Annotated in this window: 29 protein-coding genes; 21 read left to right on the top strand and 8 right to left on the bottom strand. The window is 51.2% G+C overall.

Annotated elements, in window-relative coordinates:
* The first annotated feature begins 46 nt into the window (after nt 1-46).
* Nucleotides 47-373, top strand: a complete 327-nt coding sequence (locus K0H81_RS15830) for a hypothetical protein (RefSeq protein ID WP_220058945.1) — start codon at nt 47-49, stop codon at nt 371-373.
* Between the two features lie 92 nt (nt 374-465).
* Nucleotides 466-1,647, top strand: coding sequence for a tetratricopeptide repeat protein (locus K0H81_RS15825; RefSeq protein WP_220058944.1), 1,182 nt, complete (start codon nt 466-468; stop codon nt 1,645-1,647).
* Nucleotides 1,648-1,846: 199 nt separating this feature from the next.
* Here K0H81_RS15825 and K0H81_RS15820 read toward each other — a convergent pair whose 3' ends face one another.
* Nucleotides 1,847-2,656, bottom strand: a complete 810-nt coding sequence (locus tag K0H81_RS15820; RefSeq protein ID WP_258406312.1) for a substrate-binding periplasmic protein — start codon at nt 2,654-2,656, stop codon at nt 1,847-1,849.
* A gap of 377 nt (nt 2,657-3,033) precedes the next feature.
* Here K0H81_RS15820 and aroG point away from each other — a divergent pair, with 377 nt between their 5' ends.
* The gene (gene aroG / locus K0H81_RS15815) at nt 3,034-4,086 is read left to right on the top strand and encodes a 3-deoxy-7-phosphoheptulonate synthase AroG (protein WP_220058942.1); all 1,053 of its coding nucleotides are present in this window, start codon (nt 3,034-3,036) and stop codon (nt 4,084-4,086) included.
* Nucleotides 4,087-4,211: 125 nt separating this feature from the next.
* Here the strand turns inward: aroG and K0H81_RS15810 are convergent, their stop codons facing one another.
* Nucleotides 4,212-4,496, bottom strand: a complete 285-nt coding sequence (locus K0H81_RS15810) for a hypothetical protein (RefSeq protein ID WP_041406420.1) — start codon at nt 4,494-4,496, stop codon at nt 4,212-4,214.
* A 291-nt stretch (nt 4,497-4,787) separates the two neighbouring features.
* On the opposite strand from K0H81_RS15810, the gene K0H81_RS15805 reads away from it, so the two are divergent.
* Together K0H81_RS15805 and K0H81_RS15800 are read left to right on the top strand one after the other, a co-directional pair.
* A complete protein-coding gene (locus K0H81_RS15805) occupies nt 4,788-6,563 on the top strand; it encodes an ABCB family ABC transporter ATP-binding protein/permease (protein ID WP_220058941.1) in 1,776 nt (591 codons plus the stop codon).
* A 75-nt stretch (nt 6,564-6,638) separates the two neighbouring features.
* Nucleotides 6,639-6,896: a hypothetical protein gene (locus K0H81_RS15800; RefSeq protein ID WP_220058940.1), complete on the top strand. Its 258-nt coding sequence runs from the start codon at nt 6,639-6,641 to the stop codon at nt 6,894-6,896.
* A 30-nt stretch (nt 6,897-6,926) separates the two neighbouring features.
* On the opposite strand, the gene K0H81_RS20270 is transcribed toward K0H81_RS15800, so the two are convergent.
* Entirely contained in the window at nt 6,927-7,136 is a 210-nt protein-coding gene (locus K0H81_RS20270) for a hypothetical protein (protein WP_258406311.1), read from the bottom strand.
* Nucleotides 7,137-7,249: 113 nt separating this feature from the next.
* A complete protein-coding gene (locus tag K0H81_RS15795; RefSeq protein ID WP_220058939.1) occupies nt 7,250-7,786 on the bottom strand; it encodes a phosphoglycerate mutase family protein in 537 nt (178 codons plus the stop codon).
* A 152-nt stretch (nt 7,787-7,938) separates the two neighbouring features.
* Here K0H81_RS15795 and K0H81_RS15790 point away from each other — a divergent pair, with 152 nt between their 5' ends.
* From K0H81_RS15790 to K0H81_RS15780, 3 genes are all read left to right on the top strand, one after another.
* Nucleotides 7,939-8,520: a DUF5610 domain-containing protein gene (locus tag K0H81_RS15790; RefSeq protein ID WP_220058938.1), complete on the top strand. Its 582-nt coding sequence runs from the start codon at nt 7,939-7,941 to the stop codon at nt 8,518-8,520.
* 129 nt (nt 8,521-8,649) lie between these two features.
* The gene (locus K0H81_RS15785) at nt 8,650-9,390 is read left to right on the top strand and encodes a ferredoxin--NADP reductase (protein ID WP_220058937.1); all 741 of its coding nucleotides are present in this window, start codon (nt 8,650-8,652) and stop codon (nt 9,388-9,390) included.
* A 10-nt stretch (nt 9,391-9,400) separates the two neighbouring features.
* Entirely contained in the window at nt 9,401-10,000 is a 600-nt protein-coding gene (locus K0H81_RS15780; protein ID WP_220058936.1) for a glutathione S-transferase N-terminal domain-containing protein, read from the top strand.
* Nucleotides 10,001-10,092: 92 nt separating this feature from the next.
* On the opposite strand, the gene K0H81_RS15775 is transcribed toward K0H81_RS15780, so the two are convergent.
* Nucleotides 10,093-10,563 (bottom strand): hypothetical protein, encoded by a 471-nt coding sequence (locus K0H81_RS15775; protein WP_220058935.1) that lies wholly within the window; start codon nt 10,561-10,563, stop codon nt 10,093-10,095.
* Between the two features lie 169 nt (nt 10,564-10,732).
* On the opposite strand from K0H81_RS15775, the gene K0H81_RS15770 reads away from it, so the two are divergent.
* From K0H81_RS15770 to K0H81_RS15755, 4 genes are all read left to right on the top strand, one after another.
* Complete coding sequence (locus K0H81_RS15770; protein WP_220058934.1) at nt 10,733-11,740, top strand: Fe(3+) ABC transporter substrate-binding protein; 1,008 nt, start codon at nt 10,733-10,735, stop codon at nt 11,738-11,740.
* A 157-nt stretch (nt 11,741-11,897) separates the two neighbouring features.
* Nucleotides 11,898-13,529, top strand: a complete 1,632-nt coding sequence (locus K0H81_RS15765) for an ABC transporter permease (protein WP_220058933.1) — start codon at nt 11,898-11,900, stop codon at nt 13,527-13,529.
* Between the two features lies 1 nt (nt 13,530).
* Nucleotides 13,531-14,559: an ABC transporter ATP-binding protein gene (locus K0H81_RS15760; protein WP_220058932.1), complete on the top strand. Its 1,029-nt coding sequence runs from the start codon at nt 13,531-13,533 to the stop codon at nt 14,557-14,559.
* A gap of 186 nt (nt 14,560-14,745) precedes the next feature.
* Nucleotides 14,746-15,690, top strand: coding sequence for a Dyp-type peroxidase (locus K0H81_RS15755; RefSeq protein WP_220058931.1), 945 nt, complete (start codon nt 14,746-14,748; stop codon nt 15,688-15,690).
* A 145-nt stretch (nt 15,691-15,835) separates the two neighbouring features.
* On the opposite strand, the gene K0H81_RS15750 is transcribed toward K0H81_RS15755, so the two are convergent.
* Both K0H81_RS15750 and argR read right to left on the bottom strand, forming a co-directional pair.
* Nucleotides 15,836-16,294, bottom strand: coding sequence for a cupin domain-containing protein (locus K0H81_RS15750; protein ID WP_144200825.1), 459 nt, complete (start codon nt 16,292-16,294; stop codon nt 15,836-15,838).
* 197 nt (nt 16,295-16,491) lie between these two features.
* On the bottom strand, nt 16,492-16,962 hold the full coding sequence (argR, locus tag K0H81_RS15745; RefSeq protein WP_011864672.1) for a transcriptional regulator ArgR: 471 nt from the start codon (nt 16,960-16,962) through the stop codon (nt 16,492-16,494).
* Between the two features lie 307 nt (nt 16,963-17,269).
* On the opposite strand from argR, the gene mdh reads away from it, so the two are divergent.
* Nucleotides 17,270-18,205 carry a malate dehydrogenase gene (gene mdh / locus K0H81_RS15740; RefSeq protein ID WP_220058930.1) on the top strand — a complete coding sequence of 312 codons (936 nt, stop codon included), beginning with the start codon at nt 17,270-17,272 and terminating at the stop codon, nt 18,203-18,205.
* A gap of 120 nt (nt 18,206-18,325) precedes the next feature.
* On the opposite strand, the gene ispB is transcribed toward mdh, so the two are convergent.
* The gene (gene ispB / locus K0H81_RS15735) at nt 18,326-19,297 is read right to left on the bottom strand and encodes an octaprenyl diphosphate synthase (protein WP_220058929.1); all 972 of its coding nucleotides are present in this window, start codon (nt 19,295-19,297) and stop codon (nt 18,326-18,328) included.
* A gap of 275 nt (nt 19,298-19,572) precedes the next feature.
* Between ispB and rplU the strand changes: the two genes are divergently transcribed.
* The 8 genes from rplU (at nt 19,573) to tnpA (ending at nt 24,423) form a co-directional block, all read left to right on the top strand.
* Nucleotides 19,573-19,884 (top strand): 50S ribosomal protein L21, encoded by a 312-nt coding sequence (rplU, locus tag K0H81_RS15730; protein ID WP_011864675.1) that lies wholly within the window; start codon nt 19,573-19,575, stop codon nt 19,882-19,884.
* 15 nt (nt 19,885-19,899) lie between these two features.
* Complete coding sequence (gene rpmA / locus K0H81_RS15725; RefSeq protein WP_011864676.1) at nt 19,900-20,154, top strand: 50S ribosomal protein L27; 255 nt, start codon at nt 19,900-19,902, stop codon at nt 20,152-20,154.
* A 216-nt stretch (nt 20,155-20,370) separates the two neighbouring features.
* Nucleotides 20,371-21,534, top strand: a complete 1,164-nt coding sequence (gene cgtA / locus K0H81_RS15720) for an Obg family GTPase CgtA (RefSeq protein ID WP_011864677.1) — start codon at nt 20,371-20,373, stop codon at nt 21,532-21,534.
* 35 nt (nt 21,535-21,569) lie between these two features.
* Nucleotides 21,570-22,331 carry a threonine/serine exporter family protein gene (locus K0H81_RS15715; protein ID WP_144200831.1) on the top strand — a complete coding sequence of 254 codons (762 nt, stop codon included), beginning with the start codon at nt 21,570-21,572 and terminating at the stop codon, nt 22,329-22,331.
* Nucleotides 22,328-22,798: a threonine/serine exporter family protein gene (locus tag K0H81_RS15710; RefSeq protein ID WP_011864679.1), complete on the top strand. Its 471-nt coding sequence runs from the start codon at nt 22,328-22,330 to the stop codon at nt 22,796-22,798. The genes K0H81_RS15715 and K0H81_RS15710 overlap by 4 nt, the downstream gene beginning before the upstream one ends.
* Before the next feature lie 40 nt (nt 22,799-22,838).
* Nucleotides 22,839-23,321 (top strand): type 3 dihydrofolate reductase, encoded by a 483-nt coding sequence (folA, locus tag K0H81_RS15705; RefSeq protein WP_220058928.1) that lies wholly within the window; start codon nt 22,839-22,841, stop codon nt 23,319-23,321.
* An 85-nt stretch (nt 23,322-23,406) separates the two neighbouring features.
* The gene (locus K0H81_RS15700) at nt 23,407-23,799 is read left to right on the top strand and encodes a DUF3718 domain-containing protein (RefSeq protein WP_144200835.1); all 393 of its coding nucleotides are present in this window, start codon (nt 23,407-23,409) and stop codon (nt 23,797-23,799) included.
* A 180-nt stretch (nt 23,800-23,979) separates the two neighbouring features.
* Nucleotides 23,980-24,423, top strand: a complete 444-nt coding sequence (tnpA, locus tag K0H81_RS15695; protein WP_220058927.1) for an IS200/IS605 family transposase — start codon at nt 23,980-23,982, stop codon at nt 24,421-24,423.
* The last annotated feature ends 99 nt before the right edge of the window (nt 24,424-24,522 follow it).

Raw genomic sequence — 24,522 nt, 5'->3', positions numbered from 1 at the left:
TCTTTTGTATTATGCTATCGAAAAGTGTGGTGTGAGGAGCGCTAACATGAAGCTGTCTCTTTGGGTGTTGTTTTCGTTGCTGGTCTCAATTCAGTTGCAGGCGGGACAGGTGGTGGTGCGTAAGTCGAGCGAACCCTTCGATGCCTTCGCCGTGCGCGACAAGGTGCTGCAGGACTTTGAGTGGCGGGAATCCCTGCGTTTGCAGCAGCAGATTGAGATATTACAGAGTCTGCCCCTAGGCTGCGTGTTGTTTAAGTTGCCCTATGCCTACTATCGTTGCGGCGTGAGGTTCTATCGCCCCTATCTGTATCAAACCGAGGGCGAAAATCCTCAACAGCTCTATATTCAGGTCGATCCGCCAGAATCTCAGTGATTGTTAATATTTTGTAACGCTTTGCGTGGGGCAAAATGAAAAAGCCTACTTTATGATAGATCTTACGGTGCCCTCATCAGCGTAGGTTTAATATGAAAAGGCTAATTGAGTATAAGCGCGCTATCTTGTTGTTATTCTTCATAGTGAGCGGTTGTGCCAGCGGCCCGGGTAAGGAAACCCTCGCTAATATCGATCAGTACTTTGCCGACGATGAATTCGCGGCGGTTGCGGTTCAAGTCACGCCGGATAAGCTATTTGCGCTGCCGACTCAGGTAACGATCGATCTGCGGCAAGATTATAAGCGCAGCCGAATGGCGCGAGACTATATTGCCGCTAACTTGTGGCTAGCTAACTACATCAACGCCGATAAAGGCGGTTTCAAATACCAAGATAATCTAACAAAGATCCCGGCGGATACCTTTAATGCGCGCGCCGGTAACTGCCTGTCGCTGGTGCTGCTCAGTGCCTCGCTCGCCGATGCCTTGGGGGTCGATGTCGAGTTTCAAGAGGTCGAGGTGCCGCCCGTGTGGGACAAGGCCGGTGACTTCTATTTAGTAAATGGTCATATCAATCTGCGCCTAATTCCAAGAGAGACGAGTGATACCTTCCTTGCCGACAAAAATGCGTTGCAGATAGATTTTCTGCCCGAGCGTACCATGCGTGGCTATGCCAAGCGGCGTATCGACAGAACCACTGTCATGGCGATGTTCTATAACAATGTCGCGGCAGAGTCTCTGGTGGAGGGACGTTACGATCAGGCCTATGCCTACCTGAAACAGAGCCTGATGTTAAAGACCGATTTTATTCCCGCCTTGAATACCCTGGCGATCCTCTATCGCTACAAGGGGCTGGATGATAGGGCGGAAAGTCTCTATAAGCTGGCGCTTTCCCGAGATAGCGAGGATATGAACGCCCTGTTTAACTATGGGGTGTTACTCGCCAGTCAAGACAGGTTAGAGGAGTGGGCCAAGGTGCATAAGACCCTTGAACTGGTCAGGATCCGCAATCCCTATTACTACTATGACATGGCGCAGCAAGCCTACTCGGAGCATGAATATCAGACGGCGCTAACCTGGTATAAACGTGCGGTAGAGAAGGCCGATTATCGCCATGAGTTTTACTTTGGTCTCTCCAGAGCCTATTGGGCCACGGGCGATGAGCGCAGGGCTAAGCTGAATATGCAAAAGGCATTGTCGCTGTCGGTGGATGAATATAATCAGCGACGTTATCAGGCCAAGCTGCAGGCGATGCAGTCCCATCAAGGGATCCATTAGTCTGTTTATTCAGAGAAAAGGTTATTTAGAGAAAATGTTATTCAGAGAGAAGGTTTTTCACAGACCAGTTTATTCATAGACAGGTCATTCAAAGATTAAGCCTTCCATAAGCCAAGGCAAACAGGCATGTATGCCTTGGTTTATAGATCGTATAATTAGTTCACTCAATGAATCGCTAGCCGCATGAATAACTGGCGGGTTACTTGAGATCTTCAGGCATCTTTTCTGGTTCAAGTTTCAACTTAGGCTTAGACTCTGGCTCTGGCTCTGGCTCTGGCTCTGGCTCTGGTTCGAGTTTGGGGTCGGGCGCAGAGGGAATGCTTTTCCTCATCTCCTCGGCTTCTTCTCTATCCAGTTGTGCTATACCGAGATCTATCTTTTGTGCTATGGACTGACTGTGGCAGGCTATCTTGCGTGGCGCCGCTGCAAATAGGGAGTGGCGAGAGGTTGGCTGTTGGGTGTCGACTCTAAACTTGAGTTGCTCGCGGTAGTAGTCGAAGATGCGCCCCTCTAGGATGATGGCATCGACCCGCCCGGAAAACAGCATCATCACCTGACTCTTCTGACTATTGGATTCGCCATATTGTGGGTTACTGAGCGCCATCTGATAGAAGTCTCTACCTAAGTATTGGGTCGCGTTCTGAAACCCCATGACAGAGATCCCGGCCAGATCGGCAACCGAGTCGATCACAAGTTTATTGCTGGCCAGTGTAAACACGCTGTTTTGGTAGCTGATTAGGCTTCGGGTGTAGTAGAGACCAACCAGGTTTTCCGGCGCATTGATGAGGCAGTCGACATTGCCGCCGGCGACCTGACGAAAGGCACGCTTATTGGGTGACAGATAGATATGGCCGATCGATAGGGACTGCTTGGCTAACGCGGAGGCGAGACGCTCATATTGAATTCCGCTTTGACCGTTAGCAAAGAAGTAAGGGGGTATGGTGTTGCTGACCGCAAAGGAGATCTCAGTATTAGCATTTTGTGCCAGGAGTGGGTTAGAAACTAGCATAAAACCAGATGCCAGCAGCAATCTTCTCATCGGGTTGATGGTTACCTCAACAGGGGCTGTAGCGCCATCGGCGCGGTATCGAGAGCCTAAATATGACTCTCTCATGACCATTAATAATCTACTATAGATAGGCTTTTGGTCGATTTCCAGATAAATGTTAACACTTTGTTTTGTTACTTCTGTTTTTTCTAGCACGCTTAGCTGAGGAAGTTTTAATTAAAAATAATATTTATATCTTATATAACAGATGGTTATTTTTATCTTCTTTATTTTATTAATGTTTGGTTGCAATAGCTGTGGATACTGGATAAATTGAAATCAGTAGTGCAATAGAGAGACCCTTATTTAATCCAGAGCCGGAGTGGAAAATAAATATCATGTATTATCAAACTGATGACGTTCGCATTAATAAAATTAAAGAGTTGTTACCCCCTGTCGCCATACTCGAGCGATTTCCGGCAAGCGAAAATGCATCGGCAACAGTGTTTAACGCGCGGCAGAATATTCACAATATCCTGAAAAAAGAAGATGATCGTCTGCTGGTGATCATTGGTCCCTGTTCTATCCACGACCCTAAGGCAGCGCTGGAATATGGTGAGAGGCTCGCCAAATTACGCGAGCAATATAAGGATCAACTCGAGGTAGTGATGCGCGTCTATTTCGAGAAACCGCGCACCACAGTGGGCTGGAAGGGCTTGATCAACGACCCTTACATGGACAATAGCTTCAAGTTGAATGATGGCCTGCGCACAGCTCGAAAACTGCTTTTAGATCTCAATGAGTTAGGTGTGCCGACCGCGGGTGAATTTTTGGATATGATCACGCCCCAATATGTGGCGGATCTCATGTGTTGGGGCGCTATCGGTGCTCGCACTACAGAGTCACAGGTACACAGAGAGCTGGCATCTGGCCTCTCTTGCCCCGTTGGTTTTAAGAATGGTACCGATGGCACCATCAAGGTGGCTATCGACGCTATAGGCGCCGCGAGTGCGCCGCACCATTTCCTGTCGGTGACCAAGTATGGCCATTCGGCGATCGTCTCCACCAAGGGCAATCCAGATTGTCACATCATTCTACGTGGCGGCAAGGAGCCTAACTATAGCGCCGAGCACGTGCAGGCGATCAGCGAGCAGTTGGCTAAGGCCAAGCTGCCGCAAAATATCATGGTGGACTTTAGCCATGCCAACAGCAGCAAACAGTTTAAGCGCCAGATGCTGGTGGGCGAGGATGTGGCTAGTCAGATAAGCGCCGGTGAGCGGGCGATTTTCGGTGTGATGGTTGAGAGTCACCTGGTTGAGGGACGTCAGGACTATATCGAAGGGCAGCCGCTGTGTTACGGCCAGAGCATCACAGATGCCTGTATCGGTTGGGAAGATACCGAAACCTTGCTGGCAAATTTGAATCAGTGTGTGCTCGAGCGCCGCGGCTAACGCTATGCCAGCTTTGCCCAAGGTTTTGTTGGTTGCGGAGTTAGCGACAGTCGCTTGATGCTATGCCGACCCTAATATGAAAAAGGAAGCCAATTGGCTTCCTTTTTTGCGTTTTGCTGGCCTGTTTATTTGGCTTGTTGTTTCACCAGATATTCGTTGGCTTTAGCAAGACTGCCAAAAGACGATATTAAATTGTTTTGACCCTTTTGTTGGATTTCTGGGCTGTTCGATTCTGTCATCATCCATACCCAAGTTTGTACCAATGGCAATGGAGGGTATTGCACGTCAGATGATTGTGGCATATCGGCTTCCTTTAAAAATTTGGGGTTATTCCCGCTCTGCTTTTTACTCAGCTTGAACTGCCTTAAGCTGATCTTGAGATTATCAAAATCTCCGGCAAGAGATAACAATAATTACCCCGTTGAAACACTAAACTGATAATTATTCTCTCAAGAATAATGCTTTTTTCTGGTTTTGCCATCATTTAATCAGTCTAAAGTTGTACCTGTTTGTACGGGGGACTGCGCCAAAAGTCTGAAATTGACCTCCTTATCTAAGGCAAAATGCTAACCCCTTGGCAAAGGCGGATAATTGAGCTAGTGGCGGGTAAGTCTACTGAGGTAAGATGGTGTATGTTATGGCTTTTATCTTAACCTCACCTAAATGCCATCGTCCTTATCTTGATGCTAGCTGGAGTTGCCATGCGTCCCACGCTCTATTTTGATGGTCCTATCGATAAACTGAACTGGCATGTCCTGAAATTGCTTTGGCCCTATTTGTTGGAATTTAAGGGGCGGGTCGTGCTGGCGCTGGCCTGTCTTGTGGTGGCCAAAATGGCGAGTGTCGGCCTGCCATTCGTACTCAAACAGCTGGTGGATACCCTGAGTGAGGCCTCAGTCGAGCAGATGATCGCCGTACCCATCGCCCTGGTGCTCGCATACGGCAGCCTGCGCCTGCTCAATACGGTGATCTCAGAGGTGAGAGACACACTATTTGGCCGGGTCACCGAGCGGGCGATAAGACGCCTTGGCTTGTCTGTGTTTGACCATCTGCACAGGTTGGATCTGGCGTTTCATCTTGAGCGGCGTACCGGGGGACTGTCGCGGGATATCGAGCGCGGTACCAGCGGGGTCAGCTTCCTGATGCGCTTCATGGTATTCAATATAGTGCCGACCCTGCTTGAGATCGCCCTGGTGGTGGGTATCTTGCTTTATAACTATGGCTGGGCGTTTGCGTTAATTACCCTGAGCGCCGTTGTCGCCTATATTCTCTTCTCTATCTTCGCCACTGAATGGCGTACTGGCTTCGTGCGTGAGGCGGCGATGGCCGATTCTCAGTCCAATACCCGCGCCATAGATAGCCTGCTTAACTATGAGACGGTGAAATACTTTAACAACGAGGCCTATGAATCTGAGCAATATGATCATGCCCTCGAGCGCTGGGAAGTGGCCAAGCGTAAGAATCGGCTCTCATTGTTTGCGCTCAACGCCGGTCAGGCGCTGATCATCTCGCTGGCGATGACGCTGATGTTGGCGCTGGCGGCAACTCAGGTGAGCCAGGGAGCCATGACCATAGGTGACTTTGTGCTGATCAACGCCTTTATGATGCAGCTGTTTATGCCACTGAATTTTTTAGGCTTCGTCTATCGTGAGATCCGCGGCGCCCTGGCCAACATAGAACGCATGTTTAGCCTGTTAGACAGGCAGCCCAAGATTGAGGATGCCCCCGATGCTACATCGCCCCATATCGCCCAAGGGAGCCTTAAATTTGAGGGCGTGAGTTTTCGTTACGGTGACAGGCCTATCTTGTCCGATGTGAGTTTCGAGATCCCCGCCGGTCACAAGGTGGCGATAGTGGGGGATAGTGGCGCGGGGAAATCTACCATAGTGAAGCTGTTGTTTCGCTTCTATGAGACGCAGCAGGGGACGATCACTATAGATGGCCATGATACCAAGGCGCTGACTCAACACGCGCTGCGTAGCGCCATCGCCATAGTGCCGCAAGATACCGTGTTGTTTAACGACTCCCTATTGGAGAATATTCGTTATGGTCTGCCGGGGGCGAGCGATGAGCAGGTGAAGGCGGCGATAGAGCTGGCGCATCTGTCAAACTTCGTCTCACAACTCAGTGAAGGCTGGCACACCAAGGTGGGTGAGCGCGGATTAAAACTCTCCGGCGGCGAGAAACAGAGGGTGGCGATCGCCAGGGCGATCCTCAAGGGTTCTCCATTACTGGTGTTCGACGAGGCGACCTCTTCGCTGGACAGCCATTCGGAGCAGGCGATCCTCAATGCGCTCAAGGAGATGGCCAAGGGGCATACGAGTCTGGTTATCGCCCACAGGCTGTCGACGGTCGTGGATGCCGACCAGATCTTGGTGCTGAGTCAGGGCAAGATAGTTGAGCGTGGCGATCACCAGAGCCTGTTGGCGGCCGATGGCCTGTATAAGAAATTGTGGACCGTACAAAATCAGCATTAATTGTGTGGGATTAAGTATTCGTTCAGGTTTGATTTGCATAATATTTGTTAATAACTAACCTACGGAGGCGGTCCCATGAAAAACATCCCTATACATGCAAGTATCGAAGGCCAGGCACGGATCGTTGATACCGATTGGCTTGCCATCATGGCGACCTTAAGAGAGCGGGGATTGGGACAGGAGGAGTTGGTGGTAGTCTATGCTCAGCTGAGTTCCTACCTGAGGGTCACGACACGGGGCCTGACCCTTGCCATGATCCCGCCCTCGACCGTAATCGAAGGCCTTACGCGTGAGGTAAAGCACTGCGCGAATGACTATGCGGGGATGATGTAGGGTTTGCCGCCACAGTGGTTGGCAGAAGGATTAGGCTGTCTTTGAGGTGTTGATCGGCTTCCAACCGTCACAGAGGAGGCTGAGCTTGGTATTTTTCGGCTCATAGGGGGTCAGTCTAATGATCTCTCCACCCTTGAAGCAGATGGTCTCGCCTTCGATAACCGTTAATCGGTTGCAGTTTTGACAGCTAACCGACAAAGGTTTACTTTTATTTCCCGCTCCAAAAAACGAATTACTCACCAGTGATTCTCCGTGGCTGCGCTAAACGCCAGCGCGTGCTGCTATTCCATATATCGCTAATGTAATCAAGTTTAGTTCATAAAGCTAGCGCTATCTAGACTAATGTCTAATCCTTATTGGGTATTGCCTGAAGTTGCACCATATTGGGTTTTTATCAGGCTACTTGCGCCATCTTGGGGCAGGGAAAGGATAAATAAATTGTCATATTCATCCTCTCTCAATTGAGGTATCTCGGGTCCTCGAAGTGCCTTGATGATCAGTGGCACTGTATTGGAGTGACCGGCGATGATCACATTGCCCTGCTGCGCCATCACCTTGTCGGCAATGGTCGCAATATGTTTGTCCATATCCCTGCCTGCGTCGATGACAACTAAAGGAATTCCTCTGGCGGTTATGAGCGGCGTTAAGGTTTCCTGGGTGCGCTTAAATTGTGTGGATATGGCCAGGCTGAGTGGGGTATCGCCCAAGCTTTCAACCAATGCTTGTGCCCGCAACTTGCCCGCGTCATTCAGGCTAGGGTCGCGTCCCTGGTCGGCTTTTTCGGCATGACGCACCAGAATTACCGTCTTGCTGGCGATCGCTGGATTGGCCTGTGCCATAGGCAGGTAAGCTACTAGGGCGAGAAGTCCAAAGCTGATGAGTCGTAACATGGGAACCCCTATTTAATTAACGAATTGGCTAGCATATCGCATTTTGGCTGTATTGCCGATGACAGATTAATTGGGCCTTTGCGCTAAAGTTGCTTACAAAATGGACGATAATAATAGCTGAGAGTTATTTTAATTTGGTGAGCGAGGCGATTATGGAGATTCAAAATCACGGCGGAGCCGTATCTGCGGCGGCGCACAACAAGACAGATTCGACGACTAACCATGGTCAACAAGTCTCCGAAGTGGCCAAGAACAAGACGGCCTTGGCGGCCAGTAAACAGCTGATGAATACGGCGATCCTGGAAGCGCAGCAAGAGGTGAACTTGAGCGCGGGCAATGAGCCTATGCAGCTGCTGTATAAGGCGGCGATTGAGGCGATTAATGAAGAGCTGGCACCGACCATGGGTGAGCACGCCATCGAAACGGCGGCGGCTCAAGGGGTGGATACCTCTCCCGAGGCGACGGCCGAGCGCATCGTCAGCTTCGCGACTCAATTCTTCGCCATACATCAAGAGCAAAACAGCAGCATGTCCTTCGATGAGCAGCTCAGCTCCTTCATGGACATTATTGGCGGCGCCATAGATCAAGGTTTCGATGAGGCCAAAGATATCCTCTCCGGACTCAAGGTGCTTGAAGGCGATATTGCGGCTGGGGTCGACAAGACCTATGGCTTAGTACAGGAAGGGCTGCAGGCATTCAGAGACAGTTTCAATCAAGAGACAGAGCAAGAATAAGGCCTTCTGACTCCCATTTGATTTCGATAAACCCCTTAAGATAAGGGGTTTTTTGTTATCTTGACTCGGATAGAAAATCTATGAATCATGGGAGTATCAGTATCGATTGATGCCAGCAGAGGTGGCGATATGTGGGGAGAGGCAAAGGTTGTAGAGCGGATTGACTGGAGCGATCAGTTATTTACTCTGAAGCTGTCGGCCGATATCGGCGAATTTATTGCCGGGCAATTCATTAAGTTGTCGCTGCATATCGACGACAGACGTGTCGCCAGGGCCTATTCACTGGTCAATGCGCCCGATGCGCCGCTGCTGGAGGTGCTGGCGGTCAGTGTTGACGATGGCCTGCTGTCGCCTAGGTTGCAGGCATTGGCTCCGGGGGATAGCGTCGATATCTCCACCAAGGCGGCGGGATTCATGACGCTGGATGAGCTCCCTGCCCAGGGCAAGCATATGTGGTTTTTTGCTACGGGAACCGCGGTAGGCCCTTTTATCTCCATGATGAGAACCAATGAGCCCTGGCAGCGATTTGAGCGGGTGATCTTAGTCTATGGCGTACGCTATCAAGAGGATCTCGCCTATTATGAAGAGCTTAAGGCGTTCCAGACCAAGTATCCCGGAAAGTTTACCTTAGTCACCTCCGTGACTCGGGAGCCGGTGGAAGGCGCGCTCAGTTGCCGCATCACCCAAGGCGTCGAGAGTGGTGTGATCGAGCAGCAGGTTGGGCTCAAGCTGAACGCGCAAGATTCACAGGTGATGATCTGTGGTCATCCAGAGATGATCAAAGAGCTCAATACCCTGTTGCAGTCCCGCGGGCTGGCTAAGAATCTTCGCCGCGCGCCAGGGCAGATCACCGTCGAGAAATATTGGTAGAGGAAGCGATATGCAATTACTCTTTTCGCTGGCGTCACCCTACGCCAGAACCGTGCGGGTCGTTATTGCACAATTTGCCATCAGGGGGATCGAGCCGGTTGCCGTCAATCCTCTTGAGAATACCGAGCTATTACTGGATGCCAATCCGCTGGCCAAGATCCCTTGTCTGCTGTTAAACGATGGTGGCACCTTGTATGACAGCGAAGTGATCCTGCGCTATCTGGATCATGAGTATTGCGGTGGCGAGCTGTTTGGACAGCCCGGTGATTCCTGGTACGGCGAGACCCAGTACTCCCTGATTAAGGGCTTGCTCGATAGCGCGGTGGCCTTAAGACAGGAGCAGATGCGCGACGATGAAGGTTTGCGTAGCCCATTTTGGACGGCGCGGTTTGAACAGGCATTACTCAGGGGCTTGGCGCAGATAGAGCTGATGGCCATTTATGGCCACAGCAAGGTGTCCTTGCAGCAGATCTGCCTCGCCTGCCTGCTAGAGTATATAGATTTTCGTCATCCGGATCTGGATTGGCGTAAAGTTGCCCCGGCGACGGCCAGATGGCTACAGACCTTCTCCAAGAGCGCGGCCATGTTAACCACGCGTCCCCACGTCTAGGCTTGGCTGTATCACTAAAGAGCTTGTACTCACAGATTTGGGTGCAGTGCTTAGCAGTTAGCAGTTAGCAGTTAGCCGTTAGAAGTTAGAAGTTAGTGGCGAGTATCAGTATGGCGCCGTCCCTTAGCCGGTTGACTGCGCCTGTTGGGCTCGCCAAACACACCATAGAGTTCACGGGTTACACCGAAGTCGACCCGCCTGTCTTCATTTTGTCCACGTCTGTCTTCATGATGAAGATATCGGCAGCTACATTCACCCTTGTTACAGCCGGGAAGTGGCAGCGTCGGCGCATCTTTGGAGAGGAATCGTTTGCCTTTTAATTTCTTTGCGCTGCCACACAGGCCCTCGTCGTTGACTATCTCGACACAGTGATAGGGGTGACTGGTATTGAGGCTGTGCGTCGGCGCATGGGGAACTTCTTCGCTGATCATTCTGGCGCTCAGGTTGGCCTGCTGCACGGCGGCCCTGCGGGCCCGCCTGACTCGTACCCGAGTAAATCTATGTTTAAACAGGAATAAAATAAGAATGACGGCGAGTATCAGCGCGAGAATTTCCAGAAACATATGAGATCCTTTTTGTGGCCGAGTCCTTTGAGTCTAGTCAGCGAGGCTTTTTTGGTCAAAATGAGCGGCCTCGCAAATTTTGATGAATCTCACTTGCCGTTTTCTGCCAGATTGATTACCCTTGACGCAATTGATAATTATTATCATTAAACTTATAGCGGAGTATTGCATGAGATTCATGAAACGTTTGGCTGTTCTGGGTTTTGCTTGTGTCACTTCAATGGCCAATGCGGCCGACAGCGTCACGGTTTATTCCTACCGACAGGCTTTTCTTATCGATCCCATTTTGGCTGACTTTACCAAGGAGACTGGCATCAAGGTCAATCTGGTATTTGCCAAGCAGGGCATTGCCGAGCGAATCGCCCGCGAGGGACGTCTGTCACCTGCGGATCTCGTGCTCACCTCAGATTTCTCCCGTTTGATGGAGTTGGCGGATAAAGGGCTGGTGGCCTCGGTCGATAGCGAGACCTTAGCGCAGAACATTCCTGCTAATCTTCGCTCGCCCAATGGCGATTGGTTTGCCCTGACGAAACGCGTGAGAAATATCTACTCTTCTAAGGAGCGTCTGGGCCCCTTGGAGATCGATTATGAAGATCTGGCGGATCCTAAATTTAAGGGCAAGATCTGTACCCGTAGCGGTAAGCACCCCTACAACATCTCTCTGGTGGCGTCGATGATCGCCCATCATGGTGAGGCAGACACTAAGACCTGGCTAGAAGGCGTTAAGGCAAACCTGGCCCGCAAGCCACAGGGTAACGACAGGGCGCAGGTGAAGGCGGTTAAAGAGGGGCTGTGTGATATCGCCATAGGTAACAGCTATTACCTGGGTAAGATGTTACAAGATCCTAAGCAGGTGCCTTGGGCCGAGGCGGTCAACATCAACTTCCCGAATCAGAAAAATCGTGGGGCTCACATCAATGTCTCAGGCATGGCCCTGGCTAAGTATGCTCCAGAGCGCGAGAACGCCATCAAGTTGATGGAATACCTCTCAGGTCAACAGGCGCAGCAGACCTACGCCGAGCTTAACATGGAATATCCAGTCAAGGCAGATGTGAAGCCGTCTAAACTGGTAGCCTCTTGGGGAGAATATAAGGCCGATGAACTTCCCATCCACAAGCTGGCCGAGTATCACGGTGCAGCGGTGAAGTTGCTCGACCAGGTCAAGTTCGATCTCTAGTGATAGGCGGTCGTTGCTTAAAAGATAGCCTTCCTTCGGGAAGGCTATCTCGTTTTTATGCTGCATGGGTCACTATTCAATTAATAATCGTTTGCGTTTAAGCTTAGATTTAAGTTGGTCACAGATAATGGCCTGACTCGCTTTATTGAGATTTTCTATGATTTTAGGCTTTCCCAAATCCTGGTCGACCCTAAGCTATCTGACCGCCATCTGCTTCGCCCTGCCCCTAGGAGCCATCTGCATACAGGCAATGGTGCCAGATGAGGCGGTATTCGGTCACCTGATGCAAACCGTTCTGCCGACCTATATTTTCAACACCTTGGCCTTGATGTTGTTTGTCAGCCTGGGCGCCTTGCTGATCGCCGTGCCTGCGGCCTGGTGTGTGGCCCGCTGTGATTTTCCCGGACGCAATGGGTTTCAGTGGGCGCTGCTGCTGCCACTAGCCATGCCTGCCTATGTGGTGGCCTATGTCTATACGGACCTGTTGGATTATGCTGGGCCTGTTCAGGCCTGGCTGCGGCAAGTCAATGGCTGGCTGTCGCCCACGGATTATTACTTTCCCGATGTGCGCACCCTGGGCGGCGCGTCTGTGATGTTGGCACTGGTGCTGTTTCCCTATATCTATCTGCTGGCGCGCACCGCCTTCATGGAGCAGTCGCCAAGCCTGCTGCACGCCTCCAGAGTGATGGGCGCAGGGCCCTGGCGCAGTTTCTGGCGCTTGAACCTGCCTATGGCACGGCCCGCCTTGGCGGTGGGGGCGGCGCTGGTGGCGATGGAGACGGCCGCCGATTTCGCTACCGTCAGCTACTTTGCCGTGCCTACCTTGACGACGGCGGTCTACGATACCTGGCTGGGATACGGCAGTCTGGCGGCGGCAGCCAAACTCTCAGCCATCATACTGCTGGTGGTCTTCTGTCTGATCGGCGCCGAGCGTTTTGCCCGGCGTAAACAGCAGCTGTTTCAGAAACAGACGCCGATAACCTCCCACGAACGATATGCGCTCTCGGGTGTTAAGGCCTGGCTCGCAACGGGTTATTGTGCCGTGCTGCTGCTGTTGGCCTTCGGCCTGCCTATTTGGGTCTTGCTGGGGTATGCCTGGAACTACTTTGATGTCAGTTGGAATCAGGCCTTCTGGGAATACAGTCTCAACAGCCTGACCATTGCCTTGGTAGTTAGCCTAGTCACTGTGGTGTTCGCCTTGCTGTTGATGTTTGTCCGGCGCTGCAGTCCAAGAAAAATCGATATCCTGCCTTCACGCCTGGCCTCGACGGGCTATGCCCTGCCGGGTACTGTGCTGGCGATAGGCGTCTTGGTGCCTCTGAGCCTTATTGATTTCGCGGTCAACGATCTCTATGCCTATTTCGACCAGAGTGGGCCAGGGCTTATCTTCAGTGGCACCCTGTTTGTATTAATTTTTGCCTTTGCGATCCGCTTTGCGGCCATCGCCATCGGCAGCATAGAAAACAGCTATAAACAGATCAGTCCCTCGCTGGATATGGCATCGGTCACAATGGGGATGAGGCCCAGCGCCATCCTATCGCGGATCCATCTGCCACTGCTTCGCAGCGGCATCTTCGCCGCCATCTTGCTGGTCTTTATCGAGTGTATGAAGGAGCTGCCGGCGGCTTTGCTACTCAGGCCCGTGGGATTCGAGAATCTCGCCACCTATGTCTACCAATTTGTCTCGGATGAACAGCTAGAGCAGGGCGCTCTGGGGGCCATAGTGATCGTCTTGGTGGGGTTAGTCCCGCTTATCTATCTCAATCGCTCCTTGGAGCAAGGTAACTAATATGTCGACGCTTACCATAGAACAGGTTCACAGCGATTATCAGGGGCAGACGATTCTGCACGGCTTAGATCTTGTGCTGCATCAGGGAGAAATTGCCGCCCTGCTCGGCCCAAGCGGCTGTGGCAAGACCACGCTACTCAAGGCAATTGCCGGGCTGCAGCCTATCTCCCAAGGGCGTATCAGCATCAATGGTCGACTGCTCTCGGGACCCGAGACGTTTGTGCCTAGCGAGCGGCGAGAGGTCGGGATGATTTTCCAAGACTACGCTCTGTTTCCTCACCTGACTGTGGCCGAGAATATCTTGTTCGGGGTGAAAAGCTTGGATAAGTCTGCCAGACAAGCGAGGCTGGGAGAGATGCTGGCGCTGGTGAAGCTAGAGGGCTTAGGGGGCCGTTATCCTCACGAACTCTCGGGGGGTCAGCAGCAGCGGGTGTCGATTGCCCGGGCGCTTGCTTATGAGCCAGAACTTCTGCTGCTCGATGAGCCCTTTTCCAATATCGACGCTAAGGTGCGTGGTGAGATGATGGTGGAGATCCGCGAGATCTTAAAGCAGCGCGGAGTAAGTGCCGTGTTTGTAACCCACAGCAAGGATGAGGCCTTCGTGTTCGCCGATAAGCTGGCGCTCTTCAAGGATGGCGCCATAGCTCAATATGGCAGTGCAGAGAGCCTCTACGCTGAGCCAACGGATAAGTATGTGGCGGAGTTCCTCGGTCAGGTGAACTATCTTAGCTGTGAGGTGAAAGATAGGGCCCGGTTACAGACCCTGCTAGGTGAAGTACAAAGCAGCAGTGATTTGGCCAAAGCCGCCGGCTATCGCGGCGAGTTCCTGCTGCGTCCGGAGCAGCTGCAGATGACAGAAGACGAGCAAGGTGAGGGCACTATCGTAGCGCGGCGCTTCCTCGGTAATCTGTGCCACTACAGCATCTTGATTGGCGAGGAGATGTTGGCAGTGCGCTCGCCCCTGCACCATTTTAGCCCTGGGCAGAAGGTTGGCCTGTCGGTGACGCCTCATCCGGCGGTGCTCTTCTAAGCTAGCCTATGTAACACTTTTGTGAAGGGCATTTGCGTCTGGCTATGGTTGCCAACTTAAAAAAAAGTTAATCTAGCCGGTAAATGACGTTTCGCTTTAACGGTTTGTGGGTTGTGTAATACTAATTATCGCTAAAGTTTCGGATAATAACGCCGAAATTGAGACTGACGAAAGGTAGGTTTATTTATGGATAGTCTGGTTATGCCACGTGAACAGCTGGGTGTGTGTGCCGAAGGAAATTTACATAGCGTGTATCTGATGTTCAACGCCAACGACGGCGTCGAGTCTCAGCTGCGTCCCTGCGTCGCCAATGTCGCTCAGTATATCTATGAATTGGCCGACCAGTATGCCGACAGCGCCTTCAACGGTTTCGTGGCCATAGGTGCCAACTATTGGGATAGCCTGTATTCAGGGCGTCGTCCTTCACAGCTCAAGCCTTTCCCGGCCATGCATGCCGACAATCGTGATGCACCGGCCCATGAGTATGATCTCTTCGTGCATCTGCGCTGCGATCGTTATGACATCTTGCACCTGGTGGCCAACGAAGTGTGCCAGATGTTTGAAGATTTGGTAGAGCTGGTGGATGAGGAGCGCGGATTCCAGTTTATGGATACCCGGGATCTAACCGGATTTGTCGACGGCACAGAGAACCCTAAGGGGCGTCATCGTCAGGATGTGGCTTTGGTGGGCGACGAAGACGAGTATTTCCGTGGTGGCAGCTATATTCATGTGCAGAAGTTTGCCCATAACCTCAGTAAGTGGAACCGTCTGCCGCAGAAGAAGCAGGAAGATATCATAGGCCGTACCAAGATAGACAATATCGAATATGCCTCTGAGGACAAGCCGCTTACCAGCCACATCAAGCGGGTCAACCTGAAGGATGCAGACGGCAAGTCGATGGAGATCCTGCGCCAGAGTATGCCTTACGGGTCGATGAAGGAGCAGGGGCTGATGTTTATCTCAGTCTGTCGCAACTCAGTACATTTCGAGAAGATGCTGAGCAGCATGGTCCATGGCGACGGCGAGGGGAATCACGATCACCTGATGCACTTTACCCAGGCACTGACAGGCTCGGCATTCTTTGCCCCGTCGCTTGATTTCATGGAGCGAGAGGCAGAGTTCAAGGATTAGAGTTTGAGGATTAAGGCTAAGCGGCTCTCTTAGTCTGAGTTTCTCGATGTGAGTTCCTCATAGTGACCAGCGTCTAGCTGCTAGACGTTAACCTAATAAAAAACACACCCTAAGGTGTGTTTTTTTGTGCCCGCTTAACGTTGAATTAACGGTCGGGATCCCAGTAATTGGTAGGGCGCTTGGCATAGATCTCATCGATGGAGCGCACCTGCACCTTATTATGCTCTGGGTACACCACCACATCATGGGGATCGCGATTGCCCAGCACCAGAAACAGGAAGTCGGCTTCGGATTCGTTTTTCAGGGTATGGGCGATGCCTGAGTTGGCGGTAAAACAGATATAGTCGCCCTGCTTAAAGGGGTGAGGCTCGCCGTCGATATACAGGGTGGCTTCGCCTTGCAGCGCGTAGAGGTGTTCCTCTTCCTTGGTGTGATAGTGGGCGACGGAGGAGAGCTTGCCGGGCTCCAGTCGTTCCATGGTGACGCCGATCTGCTGACAACCGGCGGCATCGCCGATATGTTTCTGATGGCTGGCGTATCGATCTGAGTGTTGCCAAGATTCCCAGCAAAGGTTGTCGATATTGATTATCTTATTGTTATTCATCTCGGGTCCTTAACCATCGGGTGACAGAGGGGGATGGTTTGGACTCAGTGTATCCTATCAGATATACAGTATTCAATTTGAGCGTGATTAAACCTAGGTAAAACCAAGTCAAAACTTAGATAAAAAAACACCCTTTGCCCAAACTGGCTAAAGGGTGTCTCTTGAGAGGACGGCTTAGGCCATCCTTGAGAAGTGGATTAATCGGCGTAGTTAAATAGCGACTTGACGGTCTCGAGTGTCTTGTCCACTTCCTGAATGTTGGAAGGGCAGATAAAGATGGTATCGTCACCGGCGATGGTGCCAAGAATGCCTTCTGGCTTACCTATGGAGTCCAGTAGTCTGGCGATCAGCTGGGCCGCACCTGGGCTGGTTCTGACCACTATCATAGATTGGTTATGGTCGACATCCAGTACTAAGTTCTTCAGTGGGCTGCCGGCCGTCGGGACCCCAAGCTCGGCGGGCAGGCAGTAGACCATCTCCTGCTTGGCGTTGCGGGTGCGCACGGCGCCAAACTTGCTCAGCATGCGTGAGACTTTGGATTGGTTAATGTTGTTGAAGCCCTCGGACTGCAGGGCGTTGACTATCTCGCTCTGGGAGCCAAAACGCTCCTCTTTCAAGATAGCCTTAAAGGTCTTTACAAGTTCGTCTTGATTTTTATTGGCTTGCATATCGAATTATTCTTATATTCAAAAAACTGGCTTATTTTGAATATTTTTGCGCCATTAGTCAAGCGTTATTCGGATTGTGTGAATAAAAATTCAGGTTTGCAGAGGGTTCTTGGAGGCAAAGGCTAACAGGCAAGGCTGGACAGTATATCTTAAATGGCCTGTAAATGGCAGTAGGCTGGGAGAAATTGAAATTATCTGGCCACACGACTAAGGGATAATTGAATTTTTACCGTGATTCCAGTAATGTTGCGCCATCGGTAAATCTAGATCTATATCACATAATATCCAAGAATTAACGGAGATAACTATGAAAGTTGCTGTACTTGGTGCCGCCGGTGGTATTGGCCAGGCTCTTGCCCTACTACTCAAAACTCAACTGCCTGCCGGTTCAAAACTATCCCTTTATGATATTGCGCCAGTCACTCCTGGTGTTGCCGTTGACCTAAGCCACATCCCGACTGCTGTAGAAGTTAAGGGTTTTGCGGGTGAAGATCCAACGCCAGCGCTGGAAGGTGCCGACGTGGTACTGATCTCTGCCGGTGTTGCACGTAAGCCAGGCATGGATCGTTCAGATCTATTCAACATCAACGCGGGTATCGTAAGAAACCTGGTTGAGAAGTGTGCCGCAACTTGCCCTAAGGCGCTGATCGGTATCATCACTAACCCAGTTAACACTACTGTCGCTATCGCTGCAGAAGTACTGAAAGCTGCTGGTGTATATGACAAGAACCGTCTGTTCGGTGTGACTACCCTTGACGTTATCCGTTCTGAAACTTTCGTTGCCGAAGCGAAGGGTCTGAACGTTGCCGACGTTAAAGTGAATGTTATCGGTGGACACAGCGGCGTGACTATTCTGCCACTTCTGTCTCAAGTCGAAGGCGTAAGCTTCTCTGATGAAGAAGTGGCTGCACTGACGACTCGTATCCAGAACGCAGGTACTGAAGTGGTTGAAGCTAAGGCGGGTGGCGGTAGCGCGACTCTGTCTATGGGTCAGGCGGCATGTCGTTTCGGTCTGTCACTGGTTCGCGGCCTACAGGGCGACGCTAACGTTGTTGAGTGTGCCTATGTCGATGGTGGCAGCGAGCATGCTGACTTCTTCGCGCAACCTGTACTACTGGGTAAGAACGGTATCGAGCAGGTACTTGCCTATGGTGAGGTTAGCGAGTTCGAAGCTAACGCACGTGATGCTATGCTAGACACGCTTAAAGCCGATATCGTACTGGGTGTCGACTTCGTAAAATAGGGCTAAGCCTCTAGTTAGTCCTTAAATAAAAATGGAGCCGATTGGCTCCATTTTTTTATGGGTAACTTTTATCTTGACATCGAGGGGCGAAAGACTGATTAGGAGCTAATCGTCTGCGACTTAGTGATCGCGCGCCACGGCGATTCTCGCCAGCGATATCAGGGCCTGCTTATAGTCGCTATTGGGAATTAGATCTAATGCGCGTATCGCCTTCTCTGCTTCTTCCTGAGCGCGTTTCTCTGTGTAGTCCAGGGCGCCACACTGCTTAAGGGCATTTAATATGGTATCGATATGCTCAGTGCCGTCGCCTTTCTCGATCGCATCGCGAATCAATTGACGCTCCAGCTCGTTGCCGTTGGCGATGGCGTAGATAAGCGGCAGGGTAGGCTTACCCTCGGCCAGGTCGTCGCCTATGTTCTTACCCAGGGCCTCGGTATCGGCCGTATAATCCAGTAGGTCGTCGGTGAGTTGGAAGGCGGTGCCCAGATACTTGCCATAGTCGGCCAGTGCAGTCTGCACTTCTATGCTGCTATCGGCCAGCACGCCTGCCAGACGGGTGGCGGCTTCAAATAGTTTCGCCGTCTTGCAGTAGATCACCCGCATGTAGCTTTCTTCACTGGTGTCTGGGTCGTTACAGTTCATTAGCTGCAATACTTCGCCTTCTGCCAGTACGTTGGTGGCATCGGCGAGCACTTCAAGCACCTCCATGCTCTTAAGCTCTGTCATCATCTGGAAAGAGCGGGTATAGAGGAAGTCACCTACCAATACGCTGGCGCTATTACCAAACAGGGCGTTGGCGGTTTCCCGGCCGCGCCTAAGCATAGATTCATCGACCACGTCGTCGTGTAGCAGAGAAGCGGTATGGATAAACTCAACGATTGCCGCCAGTTTAAGATGTGCTTCACCTTCATAGGCGATGGCGCGGGCGGCCAAGATAGAGAGCAACGGGCGCATGCGTTTGCCGCCGCCATTGATGATGTAGAATCCGAGTTGATTAATAAGGGCGACATCCGATTCCAACTGCTTATAGATAAGTTGGTCGACGGCTTTCATATCAGCGTCTGCCAGCTGACGAATGGCATTCAAATCCATATAATGGCTCTACTTTTAGGGTTGCGAGGTAATTCAGACAGCCCAAATTAAGGCGAAAATGTTATAATTATTGGATTCTACCTAAAAATGCCTCGCCTGACAGTAGCAGAAGAGTATTGTGCGAGTAATTCCGATCTTTTTTTGATCAAAGTGAATTAGGACTTGTCAGCCAGGCGAACTTAGCGTAAACTCCGCGACCATTGTCATTAAAGCTTTTATAGCACCCAGCCAAACAAAAAGGGTCTGCGTGCTAGAAATATCGGAGTAAAATAGCTATGTACGCTGTTTTTCAAAGTGGTGGTAAGCAACACCGTGTTGCTGAAGGCCATACTGTACGTCTAGAAAAATTAGAAGTTGCTACAGGCGAAACTATCGAATTCGACCAAGTTCTTTTGGTTGCAGATGGTGAAACTGTACACGTTGGTGCACCTTTAGTTGAAGGTGGTAAGGTTGTAGCTGAAGTGATCAGCCATGGCCGTGGCGAGAAGGTAACTATCGTTAAGTTCCGCCGTCGTAAGCACCACGACAAGAAGATGGGCCACCGTCAGTGGTTCACCGAAGTTAAAATTACAGCTATCAACGCTTAATAAGGGGTCTAACTAATGGCACATAAAAAAGCTGGCGGTTCTACTCGTAACGGCCGCGATTCAGAAAGCAAACGTCTTGGTGTTAAGCGTTTCGGTGGTGAATCAGTTCTAGCTGGTAACATCATCGTTCGTCAACGTGGTACTAAGTTCCACGCAGGTGTTAACGTAGGTATCGGTCGTGACCATACTCTATTTGCACTAACTGACGGTAAAGTTAAGTTCGAAGTTAAAGGTCCTAAGAACCGCAAGTTCATTAGCATCGAAGCTTAATACTTAGCTACCCAAGCTAGTTTCTAAAGCCCTGCCTCTGGTGGGGCTTTATTGTTTATGAAGAATCATTACTGGTGAAAGAGCCTGTATATCGCTCCAGCACCAGTCCAATATTGTCTCTGCCGCTTGTGTGCTGGGGCAGTTGCATCATTGTTTTTTGGCGGTAAGTTTCGATAGGCAGTATAATCGGTCTATTGTTTGGCGCCTGGAGTTGGTATGAAGTTTGTCGATGAAGCCGTGATCAGAGTCGAAGCTGGTGATGGCGGTAGTGGTTGCGTTAGTTTTCGACGCGAGAAGTATGTGCCCGATGGCGGCCCAGATGGTGGTGACGGTGGTGACGGTGGCAGTGTTTATCTGCAGGCCGATGAAAACCTCAACACCCTGATCGATTACCGTTTCGAGCGTTTCCATTTTGCCGAGCGTGGCGAGAATGGTCGTGGTCGCGACTGTACCGGTCATGGCGGTAAAGATCTTATTCTTAAGGTGCCAGTCGGGACCCGCGCCGTCGATGAAGAGACCCAGGAAGCCCTTGGGGATCTCAAGACCCATGGTCAGAAGCTGTTGGTAGCTAAAGGTGGCTTCCATGGCCTGGGTAACACTCGCTTTAAGAGCAGCACCAACCGCGCACCGCGTCAGAAGACATTAGGGACGCCGGGTGAGGTGCGTAGCCTGAGACTCGAGCTGATGCTGTTGGCGGATGTGGGTCTGCTGGGTATGCCTAACGCAGGTAAATCGACCTTTATTCGCTCAGTGTCTCGTGCCAAGCCCAAGGTCGCCGATTATCCATTTACCACTCTTGTGCCTAACCTAGGGGTTGTGACACCAAGACATGGCCAAAGCTTTGTGATCGCCGATATTCCCGGTCTGATCGAAGGCGCCGCCGAAGGGGCTGGCCTGGGTATTCGCTTCCTTAAGCACCTCGAGCGTTGCCGTGTGCTGCTGCATATCCTGGATATCGAGCCTATCGATGGCAGCGATCCCGTCGACAGCGCCCGCGCCATAGTGGGTGAGCTAGAGAAGCACTCGCCGCTACTGGCCAGCAAGCCACGTTGGTTGGTGTTCAACAAGACTGACCTGCTGCTCGAAGAGGAGCTGCAAGAGCGCGTCGATCGCATCGTCAAAGAGCTGGATTGGCAGGGCGATGTCTACTGTATTTCGGCCTACAACCGCGAAGGCACGCAGGAACTGGCGCTCAAGCTGATGGACTTTATCGATGCTCTGCCACCAGAGGTCGAGGAAGATCCCGATGCCGAGGTCGAGTTTAAGTGGGACAACTATCATCAGAAGACCCAGGAAGTGGTCAACGAAGACTATGATGATGACTTCGACGACGACTTCGATGATGATGACTATGATGTCGAAATCATCTATCAAAGGTAAGTTTATTAAGTTACCCCTTTCATTCTGAGAGAATTGTGTACGCCGATACTCAAAATGATATTACCCGGCAGGTTGTCCGGGTTGCTCAACTCTTACTGGCCTATGGTGCTGAGTCCGACCTCGTCGAAGAGATCAGTCAGCGCCTGGGTCAGGCATTAGGTCTCGCCAGTGTCGAGATCTCCATCTCCTCTAATTCCCTGGTGCTGACCAGCCTGGTGCACGGTCGCTGTATCACCACTACCCGGCGCATTCGCGAGCATGGCATCAATATGACCATCATCTGCGAGCTGCAGCGCATCTGTCTGTTGACCGAGAAGGGGATCTACGGCCTCAACGAGGTGCGTAAACGTGTCTCGCGGATCCAGCCAAAGAGCTATCCGAGGCGCTATCTGGTGCCCATGATCGGCCTATCCTGTGGCAGCTTCTGTCACTTATTTGGTGGCGATACCATGGCGGTATTGATCACCATACTGGCGGCATCAGTGGGCATGTCGGTGCGTCTGGCCATCGCCAAGCATCATTTCAACCTGCTGGTGAATTTTGCCGTGACCGCCTTTATTACCACCTTGGTGGCGCAGATGGGCTATCACCTGCAACTGACCGATACCCCTAAGCTGCCGATGGCCGCCAGCGTGCTGATGTTGGTGCCGGGTTTTCCCATGATCAATGCGATCTCGGATATGGTGAAGGGGCACCTTAACGTGGGGATCTCCCGTTGGGGACACGCCACCCTGTTGACCGTCTCATCCGTCATAGGGATCACCATCGCCATGCAACTGGGAGGACTTTTCCTATGATGGAACTGCTGCTCAAGCTGCTAAACGATGCGGCCTTCTCGGCTGTTCCTGCGGTGGGGTTCGCCATGGTGTTCAATGTGCCCAAACGCTTCTTGCCTTACTGCGCCCTGGCTGGCGCCCTCGGTCACAGCCTGCGCACCTTGCTGCTGCATTTCGGTATGCCGATAGAGTGGTGTACCTTTGCCGCGGCGGCCTTGGTCGGGGTGTTAACCATAGGCTTTGCCAAGAAACATCTGGCACCGCCGCTGATGTACGCCGTAGCGGCGATCATCCCCATGATCCCGGGAACCTATGCCTACAACACAGTGATCGCCTTGGTGCAGCTGTCTGCCCAGTCTGAGGTAAGCCCCGAGTTGACCGCAGAGGTGATCAGCAATGGCTTGAAGACCATCTTCATCTTAGGGGCGTTATCTGTCGGACTCGCCATGCCCAGTCTGCTTTATTTTCGTACCCGCCCAGTGATCTAATTCTTAACCCTACAGACGGCACAAGACCGTTGGAGAGCCCATGAAAATAGCTATGATTGCCGCGATGGCAAATAACCGGGTTATCGGCAAAGATAATCAGATGCCCTGGCATCTGCCCGAAGACCTGCGCCACTTTAAACAGATGACCCTAGGTAAGCCTGTGGTCATGGGCCGTAAGACCTTCGAATCCATCGGTAGACCCCTACCTGGGCGCCACAACCTGGTGGTGAGTCGACAAAAAGATCTGGTTATCGAGGGCGTGACCTGCGTGACTTCATTCGAACAAGCCAAGGAAGTGGTGCAGGGCTGTGAGGAGTTGGTGGTGATTGGCGGTGGCCAGCTTTATGCCGAGCTATTACCTCAGGCGGATCGCCTGTATCTGACCGAGATCAATCTCGAAGTCGAGGGCGATACCCATTTCCCGGAGTGGGATGATGGCAGTTGGCAGCTGCTCGACAGTGAATCTCACATAAATGATAAAGGTTTGGAATATCGCTTTATCAATTTGGCAAAAAAATGTTAACTTATGGTGTTACCCCGAGTTGTCTTTAGGCATCACTTTAGTGATAGCTTACTGAAAAAAATAATAAATATTATAGGAGTACCCGATGCGTTTTTTACCGACTACGTTAGCTGTGGTGATTGCAGCCTCTGTTTATACTGTTCCAGCGCCAGTTAAAGCCAACGATCAACTCGTTGCCAACATCTGTAACTATGTTCAGGCAGACGATAAAAACCGTTTACGTAAGAAATTAAAAGAAGCGCGCGTTAAGCTACGTAACGTGTACGAAGGGGTGGCCTGTGATGGCAACAGCCTGCTGCGTTTCGCCATGATCAGCGGCGCCAACGATGTGGGTGAGTTCATGAGCAAGCGCCTCTCTACCGAAGAGTTGAGCGTCAAGGAAGCCGATGGTCTGACCGTCGTCGAGTGGGCCGAGGGTAATGGTCACGGCGGTAGCCCAATTACGGCGGCAATCAAGGAACGTCTTGCTGGCAACTAATCTGCCAGAACGCTTCGAGTAAGCATTAAAAAAACCGGACCTTAAGTCCGGTTTTTTTGTTGGCAATCTGAAACCACCTCCTATGGAGGTGGTGATCGTTCCTTCTGGGCTATGCCCGTAGAGTGCTCATGCTAGATACTCACAGTTGTTTGTTACCAGCAAATAAAAGGAGTAAATAGCATGAGCAGATATGAATCCGCTTCTCACGTTTTCTATCGTTGCCAGTATCACATTGTGTGGACCCCGAAGTATAGATATAAGATTTTGAGAGGAAATGTTGGCAAGGAGCTTTATCGAAGTATTTATGTGTTTTGTAGCATGAAGAAATGTTCTGTTGTGGAATTGAATGTTCAAGTAGATCACGTACATCTTGTGGTAAGAACTCCTCCAAGCTTGAGTGTTTCAGAGCTAATGGGGACTTTGAAAGGTCGTACGGCGATAAGGTTATTTAATAAATTTCCATACTTACGAAAGAAGAAGTTATGGGGTAACCATTTCTGGCAGAGAGGATATTTTGTAGATTCAGTTGGTGCCAACGAAGAGATAATTAGAAGATACGTAAAGCATCAGGATAGAAAAGCTAAAGAAGATGCAGAACGTCAGCAACAACTTGAGCTTTCATAACATCCAAAGGCACCCTTATAGGGTGCCTCAAAAGCAAAGCCACCTGCTATGCAGGTGGATTTTTACATCTGTTTAAAGGCGTTACTATGTCTTTAACTT

It is taken from the genome of Shewanella halotolerans, assembly GCF_019457535.1.
Taxonomy (GTDB): Bacteria; Pseudomonadota; Gammaproteobacteria; order Enterobacterales; family Shewanellaceae; genus Shewanella; species Shewanella halotolerans.
Note: the sequence above shows the minus strand (reverse complement) of the source record. Positions and strands in the feature narration are given on the sequence as shown.